This is a genomic window from Methylicorpusculum oleiharenae (assembly GCF_009828925.2).
Taxonomy (GTDB): domain Bacteria; phylum Pseudomonadota; class Gammaproteobacteria; order Methylococcales; family Methylomonadaceae; genus Methylicorpusculum; species Methylicorpusculum oleiharenae.
The window spans coordinates 1,116,581-1,142,068 of sequence record NZ_WUTY02000001.1; the positions used below are offsets into that span (position 1 = coordinate 1,116,581).

At 45.8% G+C, this 25,488-nt stretch carries 17 protein-coding genes, 2 tRNA genes and 3 rRNA genes; 15 read left to right on the forward strand and 7 right to left on the reverse strand.

What is annotated here, in order from left to right:
* Window positions 1-16: 16 nt before the first annotated feature.
* The gene (locus GO003_RS05285) at window positions 17-1,243 is read right to left on the reverse strand and encodes a multifunctional CCA addition/repair protein (protein ID WP_159656778.1); all 1,227 of its coding nucleotides are present in this window, start codon (window positions 1,241-1,243) and stop codon (window positions 17-19) included.
* Between the two features lie 84 nt (window positions 1,244-1,327).
* On the opposite strand from GO003_RS05285, the gene GO003_RS05290 reads away from it, so the two are divergent.
* Entirely contained in the window at window positions 1,328-2,167 is an 840-nt protein-coding gene (locus GO003_RS05290) for a sulfite exporter TauE/SafE family protein (RefSeq protein ID WP_231088831.1), read from the forward strand.
* Window positions 2,168-2,268: 101 nt separating this feature from the next.
* Here the strand turns inward: GO003_RS05290 and GO003_RS05295 are convergent, their stop codons facing one another.
* Complete coding sequence (locus tag GO003_RS05295) at window positions 2,269-2,997, reverse strand: GlcG/HbpS family heme-binding protein (RefSeq protein ID WP_159656775.1); 729 nt, start codon at window positions 2,995-2,997, stop codon at window positions 2,269-2,271.
* A 281-nt stretch (window positions 2,998-3,278) separates the two neighbouring features.
* Between GO003_RS05295 and guaB the strand changes: the two genes are divergently transcribed.
* From guaB to tadA, 3 genes are all read left to right on the forward strand, one after another.
* Window positions 3,279-4,745: an IMP dehydrogenase gene (guaB, locus tag GO003_RS05300; protein WP_159656773.1), complete on the forward strand. Its 1,467-nt coding sequence runs from the start codon at window positions 3,279-3,281 to the stop codon at window positions 4,743-4,745.
* A 72-nt stretch (window positions 4,746-4,817) separates the two neighbouring features.
* A complete protein-coding gene (gene guaA / locus GO003_RS05305) occupies window positions 4,818-6,407 on the forward strand; it encodes a glutamine-hydrolyzing GMP synthase (RefSeq protein ID WP_159656771.1) in 1,590 nt (529 codons plus the stop codon).
* Window positions 6,398-6,862: a tRNA adenosine(34) deaminase TadA gene (tadA, locus tag GO003_RS05310; RefSeq protein WP_159656768.1), complete on the forward strand. Its 465-nt coding sequence runs from the start codon at window positions 6,398-6,400 to the stop codon at window positions 6,860-6,862. The genes guaA and tadA overlap by 10 nt, the downstream gene beginning before the upstream one ends.
* A gap of 22 nt (window positions 6,863-6,884) precedes the next feature.
* On the opposite strand, the gene mltF is transcribed toward tadA, so the two are convergent.
* Both mltF and pgi read right to left on the reverse strand, forming a co-directional pair.
* The gene (mltF, locus tag GO003_RS05315) at window positions 6,885-8,333 is read right to left on the reverse strand and encodes a membrane-bound lytic murein transglycosylase MltF (protein ID WP_159656766.1); all 1,449 of its coding nucleotides are present in this window, start codon (window positions 8,331-8,333) and stop codon (window positions 6,885-6,887) included.
* On the reverse strand, window positions 8,333-9,967 hold the full coding sequence (gene pgi, locus GO003_RS05320; RefSeq protein ID WP_159656764.1) for a glucose-6-phosphate isomerase: 1,635 nt from the start codon (window positions 9,965-9,967) through the stop codon (window positions 8,333-8,335). The genes mltF and pgi overlap by 1 nt, the downstream gene beginning before the upstream one ends.
* A gap of 307 nt (window positions 9,968-10,274) precedes the next feature.
* Here pgi and GO003_RS05325 point away from each other — a divergent pair, with 307 nt between their 5' ends.
* The 11 genes from GO003_RS05325 to rrf all read left to right on the forward strand — a co-directional run bounded on the left by GO003_RS05325 (window position 10,275) and on the right by rrf (window position 21,927).
* Window positions 10,275-10,868, forward strand: coding sequence for a hypothetical protein (locus GO003_RS05325; RefSeq protein ID WP_159656762.1), 594 nt, complete (start codon window positions 10,275-10,277; stop codon window positions 10,866-10,868).
* Between the two features lie 537 nt (window positions 10,869-11,405).
* Window positions 11,406-12,263 carry a copper oxidase gene (locus GO003_RS05330; protein WP_159656812.1) on the forward strand — a complete coding sequence of 286 codons (858 nt, stop codon included), beginning with the start codon at window positions 11,406-11,408 and terminating at the stop codon, window positions 12,261-12,263.
* A gap of 161 nt (window positions 12,264-12,424) precedes the next feature.
* Window positions 12,425-12,754, forward strand: a complete 330-nt coding sequence (locus GO003_RS05335) for a YqaA family protein (protein WP_407942075.1) — start codon at window positions 12,425-12,427, stop codon at window positions 12,752-12,754.
* A 43-nt stretch (window positions 12,755-12,797) separates the two neighbouring features.
* Window positions 12,798-13,583, forward strand: a complete 786-nt coding sequence (locus GO003_RS05340; RefSeq protein WP_159656760.1) for a hypothetical protein — start codon at window positions 12,798-12,800, stop codon at window positions 13,581-13,583.
* Window positions 13,584-13,636: 53 nt separating this feature from the next.
* A complete protein-coding gene (locus tag GO003_RS05345; RefSeq protein WP_159656758.1) occupies window positions 13,637-14,209 on the forward strand; it encodes a YceI family protein in 573 nt (190 codons plus the stop codon).
* Between the two features lie 297 nt (window positions 14,210-14,506).
* Window positions 14,507-16,273: a lipid A export permease/ATP-binding protein MsbA gene (gene msbA / locus GO003_RS05350; RefSeq protein ID WP_159656808.1), complete on the forward strand. Its 1,767-nt coding sequence runs from the start codon at window positions 14,507-14,509 to the stop codon at window positions 16,271-16,273.
* A gap of 337 nt (window positions 16,274-16,610) precedes the next feature.
* Window positions 16,611-18,145, forward strand: a 16S ribosomal RNA gene (locus GO003_RS05355).
* Window positions 18,146-18,213: 68 nt separating this feature from the next.
* Window positions 18,214-18,290: transfer RNA gene (locus GO003_RS05360), tRNA-Ile, on the forward strand.
* Between the two features lie 48 nt (window positions 18,291-18,338).
* Window positions 18,339-18,414: transfer RNA gene (locus GO003_RS05365), tRNA-Ala, on the forward strand.
* A gap of 348 nt (window positions 18,415-18,762) precedes the next feature.
* Window positions 18,763-21,652: ribosomal RNA gene (locus GO003_RS05370) — 23S ribosomal RNA — on the forward strand.
* 159 nt (window positions 21,653-21,811) lie between these two features.
* A 5S ribosomal RNA gene (rrf, locus tag GO003_RS05375) occupies window positions 21,812-21,927 on the forward strand.
* The 16S, 23S and 5S rRNA genes sit together here with 2 tRNA genes alongside, the layout of an rRNA operon.
* Before the next feature lie 91 nt (window positions 21,928-22,018).
* Here rrf and GO003_RS05380 read toward each other — a convergent pair.
* The 3 genes from GO003_RS05380 to GO003_RS05390 all read right to left on the reverse strand — a co-directional run bounded on the left by GO003_RS05380 (window position 22,019) and on the right by GO003_RS05390 (window position 25,422).
* A complete protein-coding gene (locus GO003_RS05380; protein ID WP_159657041.1) occupies window positions 22,019-23,626 on the reverse strand; it encodes an NAD(P)/FAD-dependent oxidoreductase in 1,608 nt (535 codons plus the stop codon).
* Window positions 23,627-23,686: 60 nt separating this feature from the next.
* Complete coding sequence (locus tag GO003_RS05385) at window positions 23,687-24,526, reverse strand: 23S rRNA (adenine(2030)-N(6))-methyltransferase RlmJ (RefSeq protein WP_159657039.1); 840 nt, start codon at window positions 24,524-24,526, stop codon at window positions 23,687-23,689.
* A 143-nt stretch (window positions 24,527-24,669) separates the two neighbouring features.
* Complete coding sequence (locus GO003_RS05390; RefSeq protein ID WP_159657037.1) at window positions 24,670-25,422, reverse strand: DUF5765 domain-containing protein; 753 nt, start codon at window positions 25,420-25,422, stop codon at window positions 24,670-24,672.
* Window positions 25,423-25,488 lie beyond the last annotated feature (66 nt).

A 25,488-nucleotide genomic window follows, 5' to 3' on the forward strand; every position in this document is an offset into this window, starting at 1 on the left:
ATTTGGATCTGATTATTCAAGATGTCCTTTTGCAGACATTACTTATTGCTTTGATACGTAATTGACGTATCGCGTCTCCGATTTGAGACCCTTGCAAGCCCTCGGCTAATAGTGCAGAAATATCGACAGCAGCGCCCACTTTCGCAGCCATCATGATATGTGCCGATTGAGGATAAGGCCTGTTTTCCAGACCCTTCCTGCCTTTGGCATCGGCTTCACAGGCCAATAAAAAATCGGTTAAGCCAGCAGGGTTCTTAAACGCGCCAAGTTTATGCAGCATATCGGTCAGCGTAGAAGGCCGCAATTCAAAAGCCCGGTGGCAATGTGTGTGATACTGCATGACGTGTTTAGCTAAATGTTTAAAAGGATTAGGGACTCTTAATCGTAAGCATAAGTTTTCCAGCAGTGGAAGTCCGCTGTTTTCATGACCATGATGATGGGGAAGTTTATCCTTGGGTGTTATGCCTTTTCCCAGGTCATGCATCAGGGCGGCAAAACGAACCTCTGGTTTTGATGTCAGACTTGCAGCCTGTTCCAGGCACATCAGGCTATGGATGCCGGTATCAATTTCGGGATGATAGTGTTCAGGCTGCGGCACGCCAAACAACGCGTTCAGCTCCGGAAACAGGATCGGCAGAGCGTGGCAATCTTTCAATACCTCAAAAAATAGAGCGGGTGTTATTTCGCAGAGTGCTTTGTATAGCTCGGCCCAAACCCGGTCAGGAACCAGATGGTCAACTTCGCCGTTCTTTACCATGGTTTGCATTAGGTGCAGCGTTTCGTCTGCGATTTTAAAGCCCAGATGACCGTAGCGAGCAGAAAAGCGGGCGATTCGCAGAATCCTGACCGGATCTTCACAAAAAGCCGGTGAAATATGCCGAAAGATCCGTCGTTCAATATCTTGACGGCCGCCAAATGGATCAATAATTTCACCGGTATCTGATTTAGCGATTGCGTTGATTGTTAAATCACGGCGCATGAGGTCTTCTTCCAATGAGACCTCTGGATCAGCATGGATACAAAAACCTTTGTAACCGGGACCAATCTTTCTTTCCGTCCGGGCCAGTGCGTATTCGTCGCGGGTTACGGGATGAAGAAAAACGGGAAAATCCTTGCCTACCGTCATAAAGCCCATTTCCAGCATGGATTCGGGTGTTTCGCCCAGCACGACCCAATCCCTTTCACTTACAGGAAAGTTCAAGAGTTCATCGCGAACAGCGCCGCCAACTAAAAAGGTTTTCATGTGGATGCATTCAATTGGAAAGGGTATTTCATATTTGGATTGTCGCAACAAAAGAATATTATGAATTTCCCGGCTAGTATAACGATGAAGCGTGAGCTCGCCAAAATTGCACAAATCATTTCAGGAGTCAGAGTGATAGAAATCATCGTAATCAGCATGTTGACAGGTGTTTTAGCCGGATTTTTAGGCGGGCTATTAGGTATTGGCGGCGGATTGATCATTGTTCCTGTGTTGCTGATAGTGTTCAAACATCAAGGGTTTGAACAAGAAATCATCATGATAACAGCGGTAGCAACCTCGTTAGCCAGCGTCATTTTTACAGCGCTAGCGTCATCTTTGGCGCATCATCGCTTGGGTACATTGAATTGGAACAAAGCGTTACAGATGGTCCCCGGAATAGTCATCGGAGTTTTGTGCGGAGCAATGCTCGCAGAACGTCTGGTCTCGAATTGGCTGGAAACGGTTTACGCTATTTTTCTGATAATGGTTGGCATGCAGATGGCTTTTCAGCTTGAGCCCAAGCAAGGCACTATCAAAAAATCCGGGGTGCTTGATTTTGTTATATCCTGGATCATCGGTTTAGTTTCGTCTTTGGTGGGAATTGGCGGAGGTACTTTAACCGTGCCTTACTTGGTCAGTTGCCGTTATCCGATGCGTAACGCTGTTGCCATATCAAGTGCGTGTGGCATTCCAATCGCATTTGCCGGTGCATTAAGCTATCTGGTATTGGGATGGAATGTCGGTGGAATGCCAACATGGAGCCTGGGCTACATTTATCTTCCCGCATTTGTCGGTATCGTTGTATTGAGTATGCCCGCCGCCAGATTAGGTGCCCGGTGGGCGTATAAACTTCCGGCAAAACATTTAAAGCGTTATTTTTCGCTATTGATTTTTTTTATGGCGGCAAAATTACTCTTTCAATAAGAGTTCAGCAACAATTGATGGGGTGTTTTAACGGGCATGCGTCTTAAAGAAGCGCTGAAAAAATCAGCGCTTCAGGGGTGGTTATGATGATTCGCTAAGGATTATCCGGCGCCGATGGTTTTTGCGACCATTTCTGCTTCTTTTGAGCAAGACGGGTGTGCCCAACCGCTGGATTTTTTGTAAACAATTCCATCTGTGTTATTAGGTCCAACCCCTCCGGGGACAAGATTCAACTCTAGCGCTTCGCGTGTACGCCAGGCTATATTGTGATCAGCGCAGGATGAGTCGCCGCTGACGCCCAAAGCGCCAAGGACGGTAAATTGGTCGCCTTCTTTTTTATACAAAGCCAAACCACCGCCAAAGACATTAACGCCGCCGATTTTTTTACCCACCAAAGGATCATTTTCCAATCCGTAATTGCTTGATGGGCCGGCATAAGCCGCTGCAGTATCAACTGGATTGCTATGTTGCAAGCCATAAAGAGAGCCGCCGGGTTGAGTTGCGGTGTACAAATTGGCTGTTGACAGTGCCAGACCGGGTAAACTGAATGCATTGGCGGTATTGGCTTTTTGCGCAGAAATAACGCGGCTGCCGGGCCATTGATCCCCCCGGTCATTACCCGTCATCGCAACAGCGCAAACAATGCCGTCTCTGTCGACGATTGTGGCCCACATATCCAGACCGAATCCGCCATTGTTTTGACTTTGTGCCGCATCCAGGGCGTTTTTTAGCTGGGCTTGATTAGGCAGCTCATCGCAGCCGGCAAAGGCAAGGTTTGATGCAATAGCAAAGGCACCAAAAGTGGCTAAAGATTTGAAGTGTGTTGACATAAATTTCCCCTTTAATTTTTGTTAGTTATGTTTATCAATGGGTTATTTTCTTAACCCGGCATAATCATAATATAAGCAGGGGCATTTGTATTTGCCAGCTGCTAAAGACGATTCAGTTTTATCAAATTGCCCTGTGCTGACCTGGGTTTGCTTTAATAGATGATATCAAGCAACCGCAACTGATTTGCTGAGAACAGAATAAGTGATGAATGCCTTGATTCGCTTAAAAAAAATTTAATAGTATAATCGTAGGTTATTTTTAGGTTATTTAAGGAGTGGTTATGCGAGTTATTCAGGAAGCTCTCACGTTTGATGACGTTTTACTGGTGCCTGCCCATTCAACGGTGCTGCCGCGCGATGTAGAAATGAAAACAAAATTAACGAAAGGGATTACCCTCAATATTCCTTTGGTTGCAGCGGCTATGGATACCGTGACGGAAGCAAGGCTCGCCATCGCGATTGCCCAGGAAGGAGGCATCGGCATTATTCATAAGAATATGACAGCTGAGCAGCAAGCGAGGGAAGTCAGAAAAGTAAAAAAATACGAAAGCGGTGTCATTAAAGATCCGATAACCGTCTCTCCCGATGTCAGTATTCGCGAAGTGCTTGCATTAACCCGTTCAAAAAACATTTCCGGCGTTCCTGTTGTTGACGGCGATGAACTGGTAGGGATTGTAACCAGCCGGGATTTGCGTTTTGAGACGCGTTTTGATGAACCCGTGTCAACAGTGATGACGCCAAAAGAGAGACTGGTCACCGTCAATGAAAATGCTGATCACAAAGAGGCAATTGCGCTGCTTCATAAGCATCGCATAGAGAAGGTGCTTGTTGTGAACAAGGATTTTCATTTGAAGGGCATGATAACGGTTAAGGATATTCAGAAAGCCAAGGATTATCCTCAAGCGTGCAAGGATCATTTGGAGCGATTGCGGGTCGGCGCTGCTGTCGGAACCGGAGAAGGCACAGAGGAGCGCGTTGATGCGCTGGTCAATGCGGGCGTTGATGTAATAGTCGTCGATACAGCTCATGGGCATTCTCAGGGTGTGATAGACAAAGTGCGTTGGGTCAAGCAAAACTACCCTCATGTTCAAGTGATAGGCGGCAATATTGCTACGGCCGCCGCCGCCTTGGCATTGGTAGAGGCAGGAGCCGATGCCGTTAAAGTCGGTATTGGACCCGGCTCAATCTGCACGACCCGAATTGTTGCAGGTGTCGGCGTACCTCAGATTACCGCGGTTAGCAATGTAGCCGAAGCACTTAAACCGTCAGGTGTGCCTTTGATTGCCGATGGGGGTATCCGTTATTCCGGTGATGTAGCTAAAGCACTGGCTGCCGGTGCCTATTGTGTCATGCTGGGCGGTCTGTTTGCCGGCACCGAGGAAGCGCCCGGCGAAGTTGAGCTGTATCAAGGCCGCTCCTACAAATCATATCGTGGCATGGGATCTTTGGGCGCGATGTCGCAACAACAAGGTTCCAGTGATCGTTATTTTCAGGAGGGAACCGATACGGTTGAGAAGTTGGTACCTGAGGGTATAGAAGGAAGAGTGCCTTATAAAGGGAGTTTGTTTGCAATCATCCATCAATTACTCGGCGGCGTAAGGTCCAGCATGGGTTATACCGGCTGCAGCACCATCACTGATTTGCATGAGCGTGCCGAGTTTGTCCGGGTCACAACCGCTGGAATGCGCGAAAGCCATGTTCATGATGTGACTATTACCAAAGAAGCGCCTAATTATCATATGGATTAAAAGTGCACATGAAGGACTGAATCCGAGTGCCCCATATTGATATGTTAACCATTTACAATCCGAGTTTATAAAGTGACCACGCAACAAACACCCGATATTCATTCCGATAAAATTTTAATTCTTGATTTTGGCTCTCAATATACGCAATTGATTGCCCGCCGAATCAGAGAAATCGGTGTTTACTGTGAAATCTTTTCTTGTGATGCGGCGGCGGATGCAATTAGTAAATTTGCGCCGAAAGGAATAATTCTGTCGGGTGGGCCGGAGACGGTTACCCAGCATGATACGCCGCGTGCGCCGCAAATTGTTTTCGAGTTAGATGTGCCTGTTCTCGGTATCTGTTACGGCATGCAAACAATGGCCGAGCAGTTAGGCGGAAGAGTTGAATCTTCTGATCATAGAGAATTTGGTTATGCTCAAATTCGGGCCCGTGGCCATTCCAAGTTATTAAAAGGGATTGAAGATCATTTGTCGCCGGAAGGCTACGGCTTGCTGGATGTATGGATGAGCCATGGCGATCGCGTTGTGGAATTGCCGGATGGCTTTGTATTGATCGCAAGTTCGGAAGGCGCACCCATCGCCGGAATTGCTGACGAAGCACGATCCTTTTATGCCCTGCAGTTTCATCCGGAAGTGACGCATACCCGGCAAGGCGGGCGGATTTTATCGAGATTTGTAAATGAAATTTGCCGCTGTGAAGTGTTGTGGACGGCGGGCAATATCATAGAAGACAGTATCCGTGCCGTGCGTGAAAAGGTTGGGTCCGATCATGTGATTTTAGGTCTCTCCGGAGGTGTGGATTCCTCTGTGGTCGCCGCTTTGCTGCATCAGGCCATTGGTGAGCAATTGACGTGTGTGTTTGTCGATACCGGTTTGTTGAGATTGAATGAAGGTAACCAGGTGATGGCTACCTTTGCCGAACATATGGGTGTCAAAGTGATCAGGGTCAATGCGGAGCAACGCTATTTGTCGGCGTTGGAAAACATAGACGATCCCGAGCAAAAACGGAAAATTATCGGTAATTTGTTCATAGATATTTTTGATGAAGAAGCCGCCAAGCTCAAGGATGCCAAATGGCTGGCACAGGGCACAATTTATCCGGATGTCATTGAATCTGCAGGGGCAACAAGCGGTAAAGCCCATTTAATCAAATCGCATCATAATGTGGGTGGTTTGCCTGAAAATATGAAATTGAAGCTGGTTGAGCCACTGCGAGAATTGTTTAAGGATGAAGTCAGAAAATTAGGCGTGGAACTGGGTTTGCCTTACGAAATGGTCTACAGACACCCTTTTCCGGGGCCTGGTTTGGGTGTCAGAATTCTTGGCTCGATCAAAAAAAGCTATGCAGATTTGCTGCGTCAAGCGGATGCCATTTTTATTGAAGAGCTTTACCGGCATGAGCTTTACGAAAAAGTCAGTCAGGCATTTGCCGTCTTTTTGCCGGTCAAATCGGTAGGCGTGATGGGCGATGGGCGCCGATATGATTATGTTATTGCGTTGCGGGCCGTCGAAACAATTGATTTTATGACCGCACGCTGGGCTCATTTGCCTTATGATTTTCTTGATCTGGTTTCGCGAAGAATTATCAATGAAGTGTCCGGCATCTCGCGTGTAACCTATGATATTTCCGGAAAGCCTCCGGCAACGATAGAGTGGGAATAGAAACAAACGAAGCCGATGAGGCATGGATGCGGCATGCGCTGCGTTTGGCCCAGCGCGCCGAAGCTTTGGGAGAAGTGCCTGTCGGGGCCGTCATTGTCAAAGGTGATCGTTGTATAGCTGAAGCATGGAACAGCCCTATCGCGACCCATGATCCATCTGCCCATGCTGAAATACTGGTGATTCGCGAGGCAGGAAAACAGTTACAAAATTACCGGCTTATCGATACCACTTTATACGTGACACTGGAACCCTGTGTGATGTGTATGGGGGCGATTGTGCATGCGCGAATTGGTCGGCTTGTTTTTGGAGCAAGAGATGAAAAAAGGGGAGCCGTCTGTAGCGTCATGAATTTGGCCTCAGCCCCTTTTTTAAATCATAAAGTAGACTGGTCGGGAGGCGTTATGGAGACTATCTGTTCAGGAATGTTAAAAGATTTTTTCAAGGCTAGACGCTGAGTTATTTCAGCTTTTAGCCGATTTATAATGCTTGTGGCAGCATCGGCATAATCGGGGGTGTTTTCAACTCGGGTTCCGGCGGTTCTATCTGCATGGCATTTTTCTCAATGATATTTTCTTCTGTCAACCACACCAGCAAATCGAAATAACTTCTGATATTTTCCACATAACGTGTCGCCTCATTACCTCGTGCGTAACCATGCCGGGTTTTTTTATGCCATTTCGGCTGGCTAAGCAAAGGCAATCTTTTTTTGACATCCACCCATTTATCCGGATTGCTTCCTTGTTGAGCGGTCAGGATTCTTGCGTCTTCAACATGTGCTTTACCGACATTGTAAGCGGCTAGAGCAAACCAGGTCCGATCCGGCTCAGGAATTGGAGTTGGGATCTTGTCAATGGTCAGTGAAAAGTAATGGGCACCTCCTTCTATGCTTTGGTAAGGGTCGGTTCTGTTGCTGATGCCCATTTCCGAAGCCGTTATGTTGGTCAGCATCATCAGACCTTTAACTCCCGTCGGAGACGTTGTGTCTTTAAGCCAACGAGACTCCTGATAACCGATAGCGGCAAGAAGTCGCCAATCAAGGTGATACTGATCCGCTGCATTCATAAAATGCGTCTGATATTTGGGGAGGCGTTGCCTGATGTGGCGACGGAATGTGCAATTGCCTTGGTAGGACAAGACGTTGGCATGACCATAATGACGCTCCAGCAACTGCTCCAGGGTTTTATTTTGTTTGATCAGGCTAAAAAAAGAATTGACCTCGTCATAAAGACTTGAATCGCGGCTATTTTCAAGTGCCCAAGCCAAACGCCGGGGCTCTGAAATATCAAAGGCGATTTCCAGTTTGGGATAAATGCGTTGCAGCAACTGTAACTGGTTGGAATCTGCGAGCGTATAGTCGATCAGCCCTTCATTGACCAGATATAGCAGGGCATTGGTATCAAGATAGCTGTTGATATCCCATTCTAACTCGGGGAAGGTCTGTTGATTATCAAGCAGGGTTTGCTCATGACTGGTGCCTTTGACAATTTCGAAGACACCACCACTAAGGCTGGGAATATCCTTTGGGCGTCTTTTGTCGGTTCGGTAAATAAGCTGTTCGGTAATCTCGTCATACGGCAAGCTGAAACGCATAACTTGCTGGCGTTCCTTGGTAATTGTCAGGCCTGCCGCTGCTATATCGCCTTTTCCCCGGCTTATTCGTGTCAGAATGCCATCAAAAGTTTCGGGTATGACAAAGTGGGCTTCGACGCCCAGATGTTCAGCAAATAAAAGCGCCAGATCATATTCCAGTCCCTTATACCCATCAGGCCCCTCATAATAGGTCGTCGGGTCAATGCGGGTGAGGATTTTGATAATGCCTTTTTGTTTAATTTGTTCCAGCTTGTTGAGCATGGAAAAGTTCGCATCACAGGTCGATAAAAGTGCAATCCAACTGAAACAAATTAACAGTCTTGCAATGATGCGCACTAGCTACGTAATTTTTTATACGTATTAATCAGGTTATTGGTCGAACTGTCGTGGCTGGTGCTCATTTCATCCGATAAAAGCTCGGGCAATATGGCTCTAGCGAGCACTTTGCCAAGCTCAACGCCCATTTGATCAAAGGAATTGATATTCCAGATGACGCCTTGTACAAAAATTTTATGTTCGTAGAAAGCAATCAAAGAGCCAAGCGTTTTTGGCGTCAGTTTTTTGAATAGAAAGGAATTTGAAGGTTTATTGCCTGAAAATACCTTCGATGCGACCAAAGCTTCGTTTTCTCTATCAGAAGCAGAAAGAGAGGCTTTTACTTCATCTGCAGTTTTACCGCGCATTAACGCTTCCGGCTGAGCTAAAAAATTTGAAATTAAAATTTCATGATGGTCAGGTAACTCGTAATGACTGTAGGCAGCGGCAAGGAAGTCGCAAGGAACCAATTTGGTGCCTTGATGCATCAGCTGATAGAAAGCATGTTGACCATTTGTGCCTTGTTGTCCCCAAATGATTTGCCCTGTACTGTAATCAACTTTGTTGCCGTGCATATCCGCGCTTTTACCATTACTTTCCATGTCACCTTGTTGCAAGTAATCTGAAAAGTGCCGCATGGATTGATCATAAGGCAGAATGGCATAGGATTCGGCGTTATGAAAATTGTTATACCAAATACCCAGCAGTGCCATGATTACCGGAATATTTTTGTCAAAAGGAGTCGTCCTGAAATGTTGATCGACTTCATGAGCGCCAAGTAGAAGTTCCTCAAAATTATCCATACCTACGTTTAGAGCAATAGATAAGCCTATGGCAGACCACAAGGAGTAGCGTCCGCCGACCCAGTCCCAAAATTCAAACATGTGATCAGGGTTGATACCAAATTCGGTCACATTCTCGATATGGGTGGAAATGGCGACGAAATGCTGGCTGATCGCACTTTCATCTTTGGAATGTAGTAACAACCAGTTTCTTGCGGAGCGTGCATTAGTCATCGTTTCTTGTGTGTTGAACGTCTTGGAGGCGACAAGAAACAATGTGGTTTCGGGTGATAAAGGTTTAAGAGTTTCAATCAAATCCGCTTGATCGATGTTTGAAACAAAATGCACTTTAAGGGACTTTGATGCATAGGGTGTCAATGCGGTTGAAACCATTTTGGGACCTAAATTAGACCCGCCAATGCCTATATTAACCACATCGGTAATTCGTTTACCGGTATATCCAAGCCATTTTCCACTTCGGACTTCGTCGGTGAAATGCCGCATCTGTTTTAAGACGGCATTGATTTTTGGCATGACGTCCTGATTTTCAACATAAACCGGGATATTGCTCCGGTTTCTAAGCGCCGTATGAAGCACCGCCCGCTGTTCGGTATGATTAATTTTTTGGCCGGAAAACATCGCTTCTGTTTTTTCGGTCAGGTTTGAATCGATTGCCAATTCAACCAATAACTCAAGTGTTGTGGGTGTAATTAGGTTTTTAGAAAAGTCGAACAATATGTCGTTGAACTGAATTGAAAGTTCATTGAATCGTCTGGGGTTTGACGCAAAAGCTTCTCGGAGTTGGAAGTTCTGCAGTGATGAATAATGATTTTGCAGTGCTTTCCAGGCGGGGGATCTTGTAGGAGAAGGCATTTATTTTGGCTCCAGAGTGGGTAGGTGGTCAAAAAAAATTCAAAAACAGATGCATATCGGTACGATTGCCAGTATATTAGATTTTGGTAATGTACTTGCTTCAAACGATGGGTGTGCGCATAGCATTAACTTTATTTGTATAGGGTGATATGTTAGAGTTCATTGCCGTTATGGGGTGAAATTATACATGATGGACTTGAGTTTTATGACAATTGTTAATCACTGACCCCATTCTTAAGAATAAGTCTGAGAATAGCATAAAGCGATTATCGACAATAATAATTAACTACTACAACTGGAAGGTACTATGAATAAATCAGGTTTAGTAAGAAAGGGTTTGCTAACCATAATAGGGTTAGCTTTTTCTGCTACGTTGTGGGCGCATGGTGGTGCAGCGGGTACCGATACTGATCAGTGTAAATTTGAATTGGAGCCATCGCATTGGATTCATTACACTGCGTATCAGCCAAAAGCATTTCCTGCGGAAGACTTTTGTGGAAGTATTCCCAGCACAGGTACGTTGACGCAGCTTGTTTTTGATTATCAGGATGTTCGTTACCGGAATATGTCAATTGAATTCGAAGTGACAAAAGAGCCTGAAGGTAAACGTGTTTTCTTTCAAGAAGCCGCAAAGCATAAATCAGGGACTGTTGTATTGTCTTTGGAAAATGGAGTGCCTGAACCAGGCAAATACCTGATCCATATTACGTTGGTTCCTGATCAAGGCGAAAGACTGGATGCTCATATGAGCTTTACAGCCGGCGGTGGTAAGGCGGCAAGTAAGGGAAGCTATGGTCTGTACGCATTTTTCTTATTAGCAGGTTTGTATGTTTTTTACCTGTCTAACGCGGGTTTCAAGAAAAAAATTGACGATCTAATAACAAAATTGAAAAACGCTTGATTATTCAATTTTAGCTTGTTCTGACAGCACCCTCTTTAATACAAGCTTGGGTGCTGTCAAATTAAGCCATTCGCATAGCAAGATTATTGATCGCTGTTTGTAAAATAATCAGTAACAGCAGTGAAATTGAATAAACATGCAGTTTGGCCAAATTTGCTAACCAGCTTCTCAAATAAGAAAATAATTCTGCCATGGAGTGTGACTAAAAATTCTAAGGCGGCAAATTTTGGCGTTTATTCTTGATTGTATGCCATACCTACAAATACTGATTTCAGTGGGAACTACCCGGAGCGGCTAAGGTCAACATGAAGAGTTACTAATTCATCTTGTAGCTGCTAGAGGCGTTAAGTTACTACGATTTAATGCAGTTGCATTATTTTGAAAGAGTCTAGGAAGCGTGTAGTGCTTCAGTTACAAAATATATACTTGTGGACATCGTGTAAGTCACTGATAAGATGAGCCAAGAAGTTTAAATTCGATTAGGTGGTAATAATGAAGTCTGGAATCTTGACGGTTTCGGCATTAAGTTTGTTGCTGATGGCAACTTTGAGTAATGCCAAGGAAATAGAAGAACATAATAATCTTATGGATCACGGCGGCGGCCATCTAATGGATATGGGCGGCGGCATGGTGATGGGGCAGAACACAGAAACCCTTCCTGGCGGCTGCGATAAAATTGCTGCGACAAAAGAAATTACTGTTCATGCCGGTCATAAGTACGCTGAAAAATTTCCTGGTCGTATGTTTGCCTTCGATACGCAGGAATACCAGTTCGAGCCTTGTACCAAGTTGACTGTTCATTTCATTAATGAAGACAGCATTCGACATCAATGGATGATGCATGGCCTACCTAAATATTTATATCCTAAAGGTATGTTTCACTTAGAGGTGACCGGCCCCGGCAAAATTTCCGGAACCTTGATCCTGCCCCCGGGCGATAAAACTTATCTGGTTCATTGTGATATTGCTCAGCACATGGAAAAGGGAATGAAAGGCCAGTTAAAGGTAGGTAAGGGAAGCGGAGATTTGCCTAGCATACCGGGGGTTACCGCTTATGTTATACCCGATGACTATGGAATGGCGAAAGTTGATATACCTGTGAGTCAGCAACCTGCTATTAATCCTAACGCGGCTATAGAATCAAAACCAGTAACTGCACCCTCTGTTCAAGACCAAAACGACTCCTTAATTTCAGGTGTACTGGTTATTGGCCTGGCGGCAGGGTTACTGATTGCTCCATTTATGATGCGTAAGTTCAAGGGGATGAGCGTTTCTGAGGTGGTTTCCTATTTGTTTGAATTGATCGGGCAAGGCATCGGGTTTATAACAAAATTGATTGCCAAGCTTTTTAATGTGATTTCATCAAGCAAAAACAAATCTTTACCTGAGAAATAAGGTTTAATTCGATAAAGCCCCTGCTGCATTTGTGTCAGGGGTTTTTTTATGGGCGATAGATTGGGACGTTTTTATTGGAGTTGTTAAGTCTGTTTTTTAGCGCATTTATCTCATCCACTCTCGCGCCCGGGGGGTCGGAGATTGTTCTGGGCTATTTGGTCGTGGGCGGTGGTTATGATGTGATGATGTTGGTCCTGGTAGCAACAATAGGAAATACGCTAGGAGCAATAACAACGTGGTTTCTAGGTTTGTGTGCTGCAAAAAAATTCCCAGTGGAAAATTTACTTCCAAAAAACAAACAGCGAGCAATTGATTGGATGAGATCCTGGGGTAAATGGTCTCTATTGTTTTCTTGGCTGCCTGTTGTTGGTGATGGCTTTTGTTTTGCCAGCGGATGGTTAAAATACCCATTGATTACTTTTGTGTTGTTTGTAACAGTGGGGAAATTAAGCCGGTATGCGATAATTGCTTGGCTGCTTGTAGAGGGGTGACATTTTGGTTATCCCTGGGTTATAAAAAAATTTAGAGTCAAAAATGTTAAGACACTTTCCTAAAACCGGTGTGGTTTATGAGCATAGAACACGCGATTATTTCATAGCAGCGTTTACTTTTTTTTGTGTGGCCGTCTGTCTAATATCAGACGCTAATGCTACCTTGGAAAAACAAAATGCGTTGGGTGTTTGTGGCTGGGTATTTTTATTAGGGCTTTTGTTGGGAGAGAATCACGAAGTCAGAATACAAGTGCTTATAGCGGTTATTTTCGCTACGATTGGGGAACATTTTGCCTCGCCATTTATGGGTGGTTATACCTATCGTTTTGAAAATGTGCCGGCCTATGTTCCTCCGGGGCACGGAATGGTTTACCTAACTGCTGTAGCTTTGGCCCGATCCGGTTTTTTTCAGCGTTTTGCCAGGCAAATTGCAGCTTTTGTTGTCATCGTTTGTGGCTTATGGTCAATATGGGGAGTTAGCGGTTTGCCAGAACAAGGTGATTCGGTAGGCGCTTTATTATATTGTGTATTTTTAGGTTATTTATTTAAAGGCCGATCGCCTATGGTCTATCTGGCGGCATTTTTTATAACCACTTGGCTGGAATTAATTGGAACTGCGATGGGAACTTGGGTTTGGGCGCCGATTGATCCAGTGTTGAGTTTGCCTCAAGGTAATCCACCTAGCGGGGTCGCTGCATGGTATTGTTTGGTGGATGCGGTGGCCATGATGGGCGCTCCTCCTGTATTGAGAGCGCTAAAAGCAAGCTTGGGTTATGTGTTTTTGAGTAAGTCAATACCTGAAACCTGTCAAAGTACAGAAAGCGAATGAAAGAAAACTGGTTTTTGGGAATTTCGGAATGATCACGTCACTGGAGATATGAGATGAAAAAATTACTAATATTGATGTTATTGACCACATCGCCGCTTTTTGCCGCTGATTGGACGCTAAGTTCAAAAGATACGACATTTAGCTTTATGAGCACAAAAAATGCAGCTGTGACTGAAGTGCATACTTTTCTGAATATTTCAGGAGAAATAATCGGCGATAAAGCCAAATTAGACATTGATTTAGCCAGTGTTGAAACTCAGATACCTATTAGAAATGATCGAATGAAAGAACATTTGTTCGATATTAAACAGTTTCCACAAGCAACCGTTGAGCTCAAGCTTGAGCCCAAAATCTTTGATTCCTTGCAAAAAGCTGGATCAATGAAAGATCTACTCGTAAAGGCTAATTTAGATCTGCATGGCATGAAAAAAGAAATTAGTGCCAAATTGAGAATAATTAAATTGGCCGATAATAAGCTTGTTGCTTCCACATTAGAACCAATTATTTTGATTCCCGGCGATTTCGGCCTGGAACCGGGTGTTAAAAAGTTAATGGAAATTGCCAAACTAAATAGTATTAGCAGTGCGGTACCGGTTACATTCAGCCTGGTATTTGAAAAAAAATAAAGAATCTTTTACTCACTGGGAGAACTCAATTGAGTTCTCCCAAGCTTCATAATATATGAGTGCTTGCTTCGAGTGCTCATTAATCAAAAAGACTTAATTCACAATTGACCTAAAGCAGAATTGCTTTTAGCCGATCCCATCGCTAGCTGTAAGTTTAGTCCAGGGAAATCCAGTCGCCTCAGGCTAGATTAGGCGATTTAATCGAAATCGTTTAAGAATTAATAATGGGTTCGAAAATTTATCAATAACTACAAGAGACACTCAATTTTGGCAAAGACACAAACAAAAGCTAAAAATATGAAGCAAAGAAACGGGTTGAAGATTTATAAAAGACTCTTAACTTATGTCATTCCTTATTGGCGCTGGTTCGCAATAAGTGTCATCGGCTTTATGCTTTATGCGGCAACACAACCTCTGTTTGCAGCAATCCTGAAGCATATTATTGATTCTCTGCAAGGTAACACGCGCGAAAGTATTCATATTATGCCGCTAATCTTTGTTGGACTGATGCTGGTGAGAGGTGTCGGGGCCTATTTGGGAAATTTTTTTATTGCAAAAGTTTCGACCACTGTAGTGCATGTTCTCAGATGTAAGATATTCGATCATTATACGCTATTGCCTACAGCGTATTTCGATTCAAACAATAGCGGCTACATGATGTCGCGAATTACTCATAATGTCGGAGAGGTTACGCAGGCAGCAACTGATTCAGTGAAAACGATTATCAGAGAAGGATTAACAACGATTGGGCTCATCGGATATCTTATTTATATAGATTGGATATTGGCGCTCGCATTTATGTCGGTAACGCCATTTATTACTTGGCTAGTGATCTATGTCAGTAAAAGGTTGAGAGCGTTAAGCCGCAAGATTCAAGATACCGTAGGAGAAATGACGCATATCACTTCAGAGCTGGTAAGCGGGCACAGAATTGTCAGGAGCTATGGTGGGGAAGAATACGAAAAGGAGCGGTTTAAAAAAAGCAGTCAGTATCACAGGCGTCAAAGTTTGAAATTAGAGGCTACATCAGCAATTCACGGGCCTTTGATGCAGTTGATTATAGGTATTGCTTTAGCCGGTCTGATGTACATGTCGCTGGTTATGATGCAGACCGCGACAGCAGGTGAATTTGTAGCATTTCTGACGACGGCATTTTTACTGCCAAGACCAATTCGGCAATTAAGTGATGCAAACTCGAAAATTCAAAAGGGAATGGTTGCCGCAGAGTCATTATTTATAATCCTCGACGAGCCTCCCGAATCAAATGAAGGCCCCTTAAGTATTGAGCATTGTAAAGGTAGGATTGATTTTAAAAACGTCAGCTTCAAATATGAAGGCTCGAAAACTTATGCAATAAAAAATATAAGCTTTACCGTCTTGCCTGGGCAGACGGTTGCGCTAGTGGGAGCGTCGGGTGGTGGAAAGAGTACGCTGATCAACTTGCTGCCGCGCTTTTACAATTATAAAGAGGGGCAAATATTGCTGGATGGCATAGAGATCAAGCAATACACCCTGGAAAATCTACGTAAGCATATTGCTCTAGTAACTCAGCACGTAACACTATTCAATGACACGGTTGCAAAAAACATTGCTTATGGGCATTTAGAGGGAGTTGCCTTAGAAAAAATAGCTAATGCAGCTGAAGCGGCTTATGCGATGAATTTTATCGAAAAAATGCCAAATGGTCTTAATACTGAAATTGGTGAAAATGGCGTTAAATTATCAGGCGGTCAAAAGCAACGTTTGGCGCTTGCCAGAGCGCTTTTAAAAGATGCGCCGGTTTTGATATTGGATGAAGCGACATCTGCACTAGATACTGAATCCGAACATTACATTCAGGCGGCCTTGAGTCAGGTGTTAAAAAACAGGACGACTATTGTCGTAGCACACCGATTATCAACAATAGAAAATGCAGACGTCATCATCGTCCTGGCTAATGGACAAATCGTAGAACAGGGCGGCCACAAAGAATTGCTCAAGAAAGGCGGAGCCTATGCAAAGCTTTATAACATGCAATTTAAAGATAAAAACAACGACTTAGTTATTGCTAGTCAAACCGAGTAAACAAATCCAAAACAAAAGCTTGACAGATTAGAAAGATATTGTAGAATGTGCAGCTCTTCAGCGGTCAGGACGACGGTGAGGGGTCAGGGAGGGAAGAAAAGTTAAACAAGGTGTTGACAACGAAAAGCGAGTCTGTATAATAGTCAGGCTCAACAGGGCGAAAGTCCTGGCTCTTTAACAAGTCGATCAAAATAATTTGTGTGGGTGCTTGTGGCGCGATGTCTGGCAGTTAAAAAGATAATCGACGCAAGTATTACACGTTAATTCAAGTAATGACGTTTAATTCTGAAGTCGAGCCAAGATTGGTCACTCATCTAACTGAGTGGCAAACCATATTAAACTGAAGAGTTTGATCATGGCTCAGATTGAACGCTGGCGGTATGCTTAACACATGCAAGTCGAACGGTAACAGGCCTTCGGGCGCTGACGAGTGGCGGACGGGTGAGTAACGCGTAGGAATCTGCCTGGTAGTGGGGGACAACGTGGGGAAACTCACGCTAATACCGCATACGCCCTACGGGGGAAAGCGGGGGCTCTTCGGACCTCGCGCTATCAGATGAGCCTGCGTTAGATTAGCTAGTTGGTGGGGTAAAGGCCTACCAAGGCGACGATCTATAGCTGGTCTGAGAGGACGATCAGCCACACTGGGACTGAGACACGGCCCAGACTCCTACGGGAGGCAGCAGTGGGGAATATTGGACAATGGGCGAAAGCCTGATCCAGCAATACCGCGTGTGTGAAGAAGGCCTGAGGGTTGTAAAGCACTTTCAATTGGGAGGAAAAAAGTAAGGCCAATACCCTTGCTCTTGACATTACCTTTAGAAGAAGCACCGGCTAACTCCGTGCCAGCAGCCGCGGTAATACGGAGGGTGCAAGCGTTAATCGGAATTACTGGGCGTAAAGCGTGCGTAGGCGGTTATTTAAGTCAGATGTGAAAGCCCTGGGCTTAACCTGGGAACTGCATTTGATACTGGGTAACTAGAGTTTAATAGAGGAGAGTGGAATTTCAGGTGTAGCGGTGAAATGCGTAGAGATCTGAAGGAACACCAGTGGCGAAGGCGGCTCTCTGGATTAAAACTGACGCTGAGGTACGAAAGCGTGGGTAGCAAACAGGATTAGATACCCTGGTAGTCCACGCCGTAAACGATGTCAACTAGCCGTTGGGTCTTTTAAAAGACTTAGTGGTGCAGCTAACGCATTAAGTTGACCGCCTGGGGAGTACGGCCGCAAGGTTAAAACTCAAATGAATTGACGGGGGCCCGCACAAGCGGTGGAGCATGTGGTTTAATTCGATGCAACGCGAAGAACCTTACCTACCCTTGACATCCAGAGAATCTGTTAGAGATAGCGGAGTGCCTTCGGGAACTCTGAGACAGGTGCTGCATGGCTGTCGTCAGCTCGTGTCGTGAGATGTTGGGTTAAGTCCCGTAACGAGCGCAACCCTTATCCTTAGTTGCCAACAGGTCAAGCTGGGAACTCTAGGGAGACTGCCGGTGATAAACCGGAGGAAGGTGGGGACGACGTCAAGTCATCATGGCCCTTATGGGTAGGGCTACACACGTGCTACAATGGCCGGTACAGAGGGCCGCGAACTCGCGAGAGTAAGCAAATCCCAGAAAGCCGGTCCTAGTCCGGATTGCAGTCTGCAACTCGACTGCATGAAGTCGGAATCGCTAGTAATCGCGAATCAGAATGTCGCGGTGAATACGTTCCCGGGCCTTGTACACACCGCCCGTCACACCATGGGAGTGGGTTGCAAAAGAAGTAGGTAGTTTAACCTTCGGGAGGGCGCTTACCACTTTGTGATTCATGACTGGGGTGAAGTCGTAACAAGGTAGCCCTAGGGGAACCTGGGGCTGGATCACCTCCTTACAAAGACGCGCCGACACGTATCATGAGTACCCACAACAAATTATTTTGATCAAGCACGACACGAGCCTGGGCCTGTAGCTCAGTTGGTTAGAGCGCACCCCTGATAAGGGTGAGGTCGGAGGTTCAAGTCCTCCCAGGCCCACCACCTTGCAAAGCGCCAAGGCCGGTAGACGGGCGAGGGAACCTACTTAATGGGGCCATAGCTCAGCTGGGAGAGCGCCTGCCTTGCACGCAGGAGGTCAGGAGTTCGATCCTCCTTGGCTCCACCAAGAAAGACACAGGCTGTCGACGATACATCAACTCTATAAGACTTTATCCTGCCCTTTGTTTAGGCAAGCGGGGCGAGGTTTTATAGACTTGATAAGTAACATCATCAAGGCTCTTTAACAATTTGGAAATCTGTACACTGTAAATTCATAGCTGGAATGCGCAAGCATAAAAGCGAAGAAGATACATAAACGAGTTCAAGAACACCGAAGCGCAAGCGAAGGTGAACTGAATGAGTTCTCAAGCAGAAAAAAAGCGAACATGTCAGCTGATCAAACCACAGCCGGCCTGGAGCACAGGGTAACCCAGAAACGGGAAGCCACTGAACGCCAGACTGATTGGGGTTATATGGTCAAGTGAATAAGCGCATACGGTGGATGCCTAGGCGATAAGAGGCGATGAAGGACGTTGTAGCATGCGATAAGCCGCGGGGAGTTTGCAAACAAACTTTGATCCGCGGATTTCCGAATGGGGAAACCCAGTCAGGATAACCTGACTATCCTGCACTGAATACATAGGTGTAGGAAGCAAACCCGGAGAACTGAAACATCTAAGTACCCGGAGGAAAAGAAATCAACCGAGATTCCCTTAGTAGTGGCGAGCGAACGGGGACCAGCCCTTAAGCAATTAAGGCATTAGTGGAACAGACTGGAAAGTCTGGCGATACAGGGTGATAGCCCCGTACACGAAAATGCCTCAGTTGTGAAAACGAGTAGGACGGGGCACGTGAAACCTTGTCTGAATATGGGGGGACCATCCTCCAAGGCTAAATACTCCTTATCGACCGATAGTGAACCAGTACCGTGAGGGAAAGGCGAAAAGAACCCCGGAGAGGGGAGTGAAATAGATCCTGAAACCGTATGCGTACAAGCAGTAGGAGCGGACTTGTTCCGTGACTGCGTACCTTTTGTATAATGGGTCAGCGACTTAATCTCAGTGGCAAGCTTAACCGAATAGGGGAGGCGTAGCGAAAGCGAGTCTGAACAGGGCGTTCAGTCGCTGGGATTAGACCCGAAACCGGGCGATCTATCCATGACCAGGCTGAAGGTGAGGTAATACTTACTGGAGGGCCGAACCGGGATCTGTTGAAAAAGATTCGGATGAGTTGTGGATCGGAGTGAAAGGCTAATCAAGCTCGGAGATAGCTGGTTCTCCTCGAAAGCTATTTAGGTAGCGCCTCGTGTATAACTGTTGGGGGTAGAGCACTGTTTCGGCTAGGGGGTCATCTCGACTTACCAACCCGATGCAAACTCCGAATACCAACAAGTTTCAGCACGGGAGACACACGGCGGGTGATAAGGTCCGTCGTGAAAAGGGAAACAGCCCAGACCGTCAGCTAAGGTCCCCAAATCTATGCTCAGTGGGAAACGATGTGAGAAGGCCCAGACAGCCAGGAGGTTGGCTTAGAAGCAGCCATCCTTTAAAGAAAGCGTAATAGCTCACTGGTCGAGTCGGCTCGCGCGGAAGATTTACCGGGGCTAAGCATAGTACCGAAGCTACGGGATTGCACTTTAGTGTAATCGGTAGAGGAGCGTTCTGTACGCCTGTGAAGGTCACTTGAGAAGGTGGCTGGAGGTATCAGAAGTGCGAATGCTGACATAAGTAACGATAATGGGGGTGAAAAACCCCCACGCCGAAAACCCAAGGTTTCCTGCGCAACGCTAATCGACGCAGGGTTAGTCGGTACCTAAGGCGAGGCCGAAAGGCGTAGTCGATGGCAAACAGGTTAATATTCCTGTACCGGTCGTAACTGCGATGGGGTGACGGAGAAGGCTAGGTTAGCTACCTGTTGGAATAGGTAGTTTAAGCGTGTAGGGAGTCAGACTAGGCAAATCCGGTTTGGCAATCCTGAGGCGTGATGACGAGTCTCTTTAGAGACGAAGTAACTGATGCCATGCTTCCAAGAAAAACCTCTAAGCTTCAGGTTACGAGTGGCCGTACCCTAAACCGACACAGGTGGGTGGGATGAGAATTCTAAGGCGCTTGAGAGAACTCGGGTGAAGGAACTAGGCAAAATGGTACCGTAACTTCGGGAGAAGGTACGCCTTGAGTAAGTGAAAGCCCTCGCGGTTGGAGCTGAAAGAGGTAGCATTAAACTGGTGGCTGCGACTGTTTAGCAAAAACATAGCACTCTGCAAACACGAAAGTGGACGTATAGGGTGTGACGCCTGCCCGGTGCCGGAAGGTTAATTGATGGGGTTATCTTCGGAGAAGCTCTTGATCGAAGCCCCGGTAAACGGCGGCCGTAACTATAACGGTCCTAAGGTAGCGAAATTCCTTGTCGGGTAAGTTCCGACCTGCACGAATGGCGTAACGATGGCCACACTGTCTCCACCCGAGACTCAGTGAAATTGAAATCGCTGTGAAGATGCAGTGTACCCGCGGCTAGACGGAAAGACCCCGTGAACCTTTACTATAGCTTGACACTGGACTTTGAACCTATTTGTGTAGGATAGGTGGGAGGCACTGAAGCAGCAACGCCAGTTGTTGTGGAGCCAACCTTGAAATACCACCCTGGTATGTTCGAAGTTCTAACCTAGGTCCATTATCTGGATTGGGGACAGTGTCTGGTGGGTAGTTTGACTGGGGCGGTCTCCTCCTAAAGAGTAACGGAGGAGCACGAAGGTGTGCTCAGCATGGTCGGAAATCATGCGATGAGTGTAAAGGCAAAAGCACGCTTGACTGCGAGATAGACACATCGAGCAGGTACGAAAGTAGGTCTTAGTGATCCGGTGGTTCTGAATGGAAGGGCCATCGCTCAACGGATAAAAGGTACTCCGGGGATAACAGGCTGATACCGCCCAAGAGTTCATATCGACGGCGGTGTTTGGCACCTCGATGTCGGCTCATCACATCCTAGGGCTGAAGCAGGTCCTAAGGGTATGGCTGTTCGCCATTTAAAGTGGTACGCGAGCTGGGTTCAGAACGTCGTGAGACAGTTCGGTCCCTATCTGCCGTGGGCGTTTGAGATTTGAGGGAAGCTGCTCCTAGTACGAGAGGACCGGAGTGGACGAACCTCTGGTGTTCCGGTTGTCACGCCAGTGGCATTGCCGGGTAGCTATGTTCGGACAGGATAACCGCTGAAAGCATCTAAGCGGGAAGCCCCTCCCAAGATGAGATCTCACTGGGACCATGAGTCCCCTGAAGGGCCCTGGGAGACTACCAGGTTGATAGGTCAGGTGTGGAAGTGCAGTAATGCATGAAGCTAACTGATACTAATTGCCCGTGAGGCTTGACCATATAACACCCAATCGGTTTGGGTGGTGTAAGCCGACAGACGCTTTAAATATGCGAGAACGTGTACAGATTTCCAAAGAGACGGCTGAAGCCGACGCACTAGACCCCTAGCGCGCCCTTCGACGCCTCAATGCGGCAGGATTGACCTGCCAAACCAGTTTGCCTGGTGACCATAGCGAGCGTGGCCCACCCGATCCCATCCCGAACTCGGCAGTGAAACCGCTTAGCGCCAATGATAGTGTGGCAGTTTGCCATGCGAAAGTAGGGAATCGCCAGGCTCTTATATCAAACCCCATCCAGGTTAATCCCTCGGTGGGGTTTTTTTTGTTTTGAATATTTTCGCGACCGTGTATTTCCGGTTTAAAAAAATTATTCTCTATTGTTCATCATAGAAATTGCTACTGCTTCGGCAATCTTAATTCCATCAACAGCAGCAGATAATATTCCTCCTGCATAGCCAGCCCCTTCTCCGGCAGGAAAAAGACCTGCCGTATTAAGACTTTGGAGAGAGTCATTCCTTTTAATTCTAATTGGGGATGAAGTGCGAGTTTCTACGCCTGTTAAGATAGCATCATTCATAGCGAATCCCTTAATCACTTTGTCAAAGGCAGGTAATGCTTCACGAATCGCAGATATGACAAATTCAGGCAGACAGGAAGATAGATCGCATAAGTGTATCCCCGGCGTATAAGATGGTATGACCGAACCCAGCTGAAGTGAGGGCTTACCTGAAAGAAAATCACCAACTAGTTGAGCCGGCGCATCATAATTTCTACCCCCCAATTCAAAAGCTAATTTTTCCCATTTGCGCTGAAAATCGACACCGGCTAATGGGCTGTCAGGGTAATCATCCGGTGAGATATCGACGACGATTGCGCTGTTGGCATTTCGTTCATTGCGTGAATATTGACTCATTCCATTTGTAACTACATGGCCAGGTTCAGATGTTGCAGCAACAACGGTTCCACCTGGACACATACAGAAACTGTAAACAGTTCGGCCATTATTGCAATGATGCACCAGCTTATAGTCTGCGGCACCCAAGAGCGGATTTCCAGCTTGTGGCCCAAAACGACACTGATCGATCATTGATTGGGGATGTTCAATACGAAATCCGATAGAAAACGGTTTGGACTCAATATAAACGCCACGGTCGAACAACATTTTGAATGTATCACGCGCACTGTGGCCTACGGCTAATACCACATGATCACTGGCTATAAATTCTCCACCAGAGAGAGTGACGCCCTGCACCTGACTATTCACAATCACAATATCTTCAACTTTGCTTTGAAAACGAATAGTTCCACCCAGTGACTCAATTTCGGCGCGCATATTCTCAACCATCGTAACCAGCCTGAAGGTTCCAATATGCGGTTTGTTCACATATAAAATATCTTCGGGCGCCCCTGCTTTTACAAATTCCGTCAGTACTTTCCTGCCCCGAAACTGTGGGTCTTTGATTTGGCTATATAACTTTCCGTCTGAGAACGTACCCGCTCCTCCTTCCCCAAACTGAACATTAGATTCCTGATTGAATTGTCTCTTTCGCCATAAACCGAATGTATCCACTGTACGTTCGCGAACCGCTTTACCCCGCTCAAGAACAATCGGCTTAAATCCCATTTGTGCCAGGATTAGGGCACTAAACAGACCACAGGGGCCGGTGCCGATTACAACAGGTTGGTTTTTAAGTGAAGAGGGTGCCCTGGCAACAAAACGATAAGCCATATCCGGAGTTGGTCTCACACAGATATCATTTGCAAAGCGCTGCAACAAAGTCGCATCGTATGAGGTTTGAATGTCTACCGAATAAATAAAACAAATATGGCCTTTTTTACGTGCATCGTAACTGCGTTTAAAGACAGTGTAAGATAATAAATCGTCTACAGAAATGTTGAGCTTGTTGATGATCGCACTTTTTAAGGCAATGTCATCATGATCAAGAGGCAATTTAATCTCGGTAATTCGAAGCATAGATTAGTTATGTCAAAGTCAATTGAGTCGGAGGTTAAACAGTATGACGCATCAGAATGGCTATTCCGGCACTTGCCAATCGATTTTCCAGCAACCTTCATCGTTTGTCAGGTGCTTATTAAGCAGGGGTAACAGCTCACGAGCTTGGCTTTCCAATTGCCAAGGCGGATTGATGAATAACATGCCGCAACCTGTCATACCGGGTCTGGACGAATCGGGTTCAGGACAAAACTCTATACGCAATTGCCTGCGGATGCCGGTAGCAATCAATGTTTTCATCAAGTTTTCAGTTATTCCCCTGTCAATTACGGGATACCATAAACAATAAATGCCTGTCGCAAATCGGTTAAGAGCTGCCTTGAGCGATTCTACAACGAGACGATAATCTTCCTTTAATTCATAGCTGGGGTCTATGAGAATTAGGCCCCGCTTTTGAATGGGAGGCAATTTTTTAAGTAATGATTTTAATCCGTCTTCCTTGCTGACAGTTACTTGCTTATCACCTTTAAACAAATCGAGTAATAAAGGAAAATCACTGCTATGCAATTCGCTTAATTGCATGCGGTCCTGATGTCTGATCAGTTTTTTGACTAGCGCGGGAGAGCCTGGGTAATGTATCAATGACTTACCCATGTTCAGTGATTTGATTACCCCCAAGTAGGTGGTTAATACAGGCGGAATATCAGTTAGTTGCCATAAACGTGCAATGCCTCGAAGGTATTCGCCGGTTTTTTCGGCGTAGGCTGATTTTAATAAATAGCGACCAGCACCGGCATGGGTATCGATGTAGACGTAGGGTTTCTCTTTTTGATTTAGCGAAGTGATTGCCAAGCTTATCAGGCTGTGTTTGAGCACGTCGGCAAAATTGCCGGCATGAAATCCGTGTCGATAACTGAGCATGAGATAACCTTATAGAGCCAGGGGGATAATCCTGTTAAATGAAGCCGGTAACTGACATTGAGCAGTCCCGGCCTTGATTGAGGTTTTAAAACAATGCCGTTTGATGCAGCCCGAAGACGCTGCATCAAATGGCTAAACCGGAATTATAAAGCGTCTGAAACTTGTCTTTGATAAAACGGCCACTTTTTGACGTGTAAATGTTTTCTTATCGGGGTTTTGATAACCGAAACACATAACGCAATTGAAAAAAGACACCAAACGGCACAATATTCGTTGGGATCGGTGGTGGTCAGGTCGGACACTAAAGGGCCTATCAAATAATGAAAGCCTACAAAACGCCATGATCCGTACATAAGTGGTAAATAGAATGCGACCAGTATGTAGGAAAATGCATGCAACCCCCAATTGAATCCAAATAACCATTGAACCGGTTCCGACATAATGCCATTCAATGGCATTTGCCAAGCGATATGCCAATCGCCGGAAACGGAGCAAGTGCCCGCCCCACAGAAGCCCTCAATGCCGATATTACATTTTCCTGCCCAATCAAATGGAAACATTTTGATGAGCATGGCGAGTGTACCTATGGCACAAATCGTATATACCGTCGTTCGTATTTTCAGCTTCACACTTTCCGGTATGAAGTACATGGCGACCATATTTACGAAAAATGGTTGAAATGCTATGTGAAGATATCCCAGCAACGTCAAGACCTGATTATTGGGATCACTGCATTCATCAATATAAATATACGTAGCCGCCTGAAGTAACTCCATTAATGCAAAATAAGTCAGCGGGATCCATAATTCTTTTGATTCTCCTTTTCTTGCCACATAAAGCGCTGTTGTCAACCCGGCTGCAGCCAGCACGGTTGATGCTTCACCACTCCAACACATTGTACTTTTCTCCCCTCATTGTGTAGTCATGCGAACGGTCAAACGGGTTGCCTTCACATTTTATAA

Excerpts from the sequence above, each read along its gene's own strand:
- GO003_RS05345 (WP_159656758.1), top strand. The coding sequence starts at position 13,637 with ATGAAAAAATTACTAATATTGATGTTATTGACCACATCGCCGCTTTTT.
- GO003_RS05385 (WP_159657039.1), bottom strand. The coding sequence starts at position 24,526 with ATGCTCAGTTATCGACACGGATTTCATGCCGGCAATTTTGCCGACGTG.
- GO003_RS05390 (WP_159657037.1), bottom strand. The coding sequence starts at position 25,422 with ATGTGTTGGAGTGGTGAAGCATCAACCGTGCTGGCTGCAGCCGGGTTG.
- GO003_RS05290 (WP_231088831.1), top strand. The coding sequence starts at position 1,328 with ATGAAGCGTGAGCTCGCCAAAATTGCACAAATCATTTCAGGAGTCAGA.
- GO003_RS05330 (WP_159656812.1), top strand. The coding sequence starts at position 11,406 with ATGGCAACTTTGAGTAATGCCAAGGAAATAGAAGAACATAATAATCTT.
- GO003_RS05340 (WP_159656760.1), top strand. The coding sequence starts at position 12,798 with ATGTTAAGACACTTTCCTAAAACCGGTGTGGTTTATGAGCATAGAACA.
- msbA (WP_159656808.1), top strand. The coding sequence starts at position 14,507 with ATGAAGCAAAGAAACGGGTTGAAGATTTATAAAAGACTCTTAACTTAT.
- GO003_RS05295 (WP_159656775.1), bottom strand. The coding sequence starts at position 2,997 with ATGTCAACACACTTCAAATCTTTAGCCACTTTTGGTGCCTTTGCTATT.
- GO003_RS05285 (WP_159656778.1), bottom strand. The coding sequence starts at position 1,243 with ATGAAAACCTTTTTAGTTGGCGGCGCTGTTCGCGATGAACTCTTGAAC.
- pgi (WP_159656764.1), bottom strand. The coding sequence starts at position 9,967 with ATGCCTTCTCCTACAAGATCCCCCGCCTGGAAAGCACTGCAAAATCAT.
- GO003_RS05380 (WP_159657041.1), bottom strand. The coding sequence starts at position 23,626 with ATGCTTCGAATTACCGAGATTAAATTGCCTCTTGATCATGATGACATT.
- guaB (WP_159656773.1), top strand. The coding sequence starts at position 3,279 with ATGCGAGTTATTCAGGAAGCTCTCACGTTTGATGACGTTTTACTGGTG.
- GO003_RS05325 (WP_159656762.1), top strand. The coding sequence starts at position 10,275 with ATGAATAAATCAGGTTTAGTAAGAAAGGGTTTGCTAACCATAATAGGG.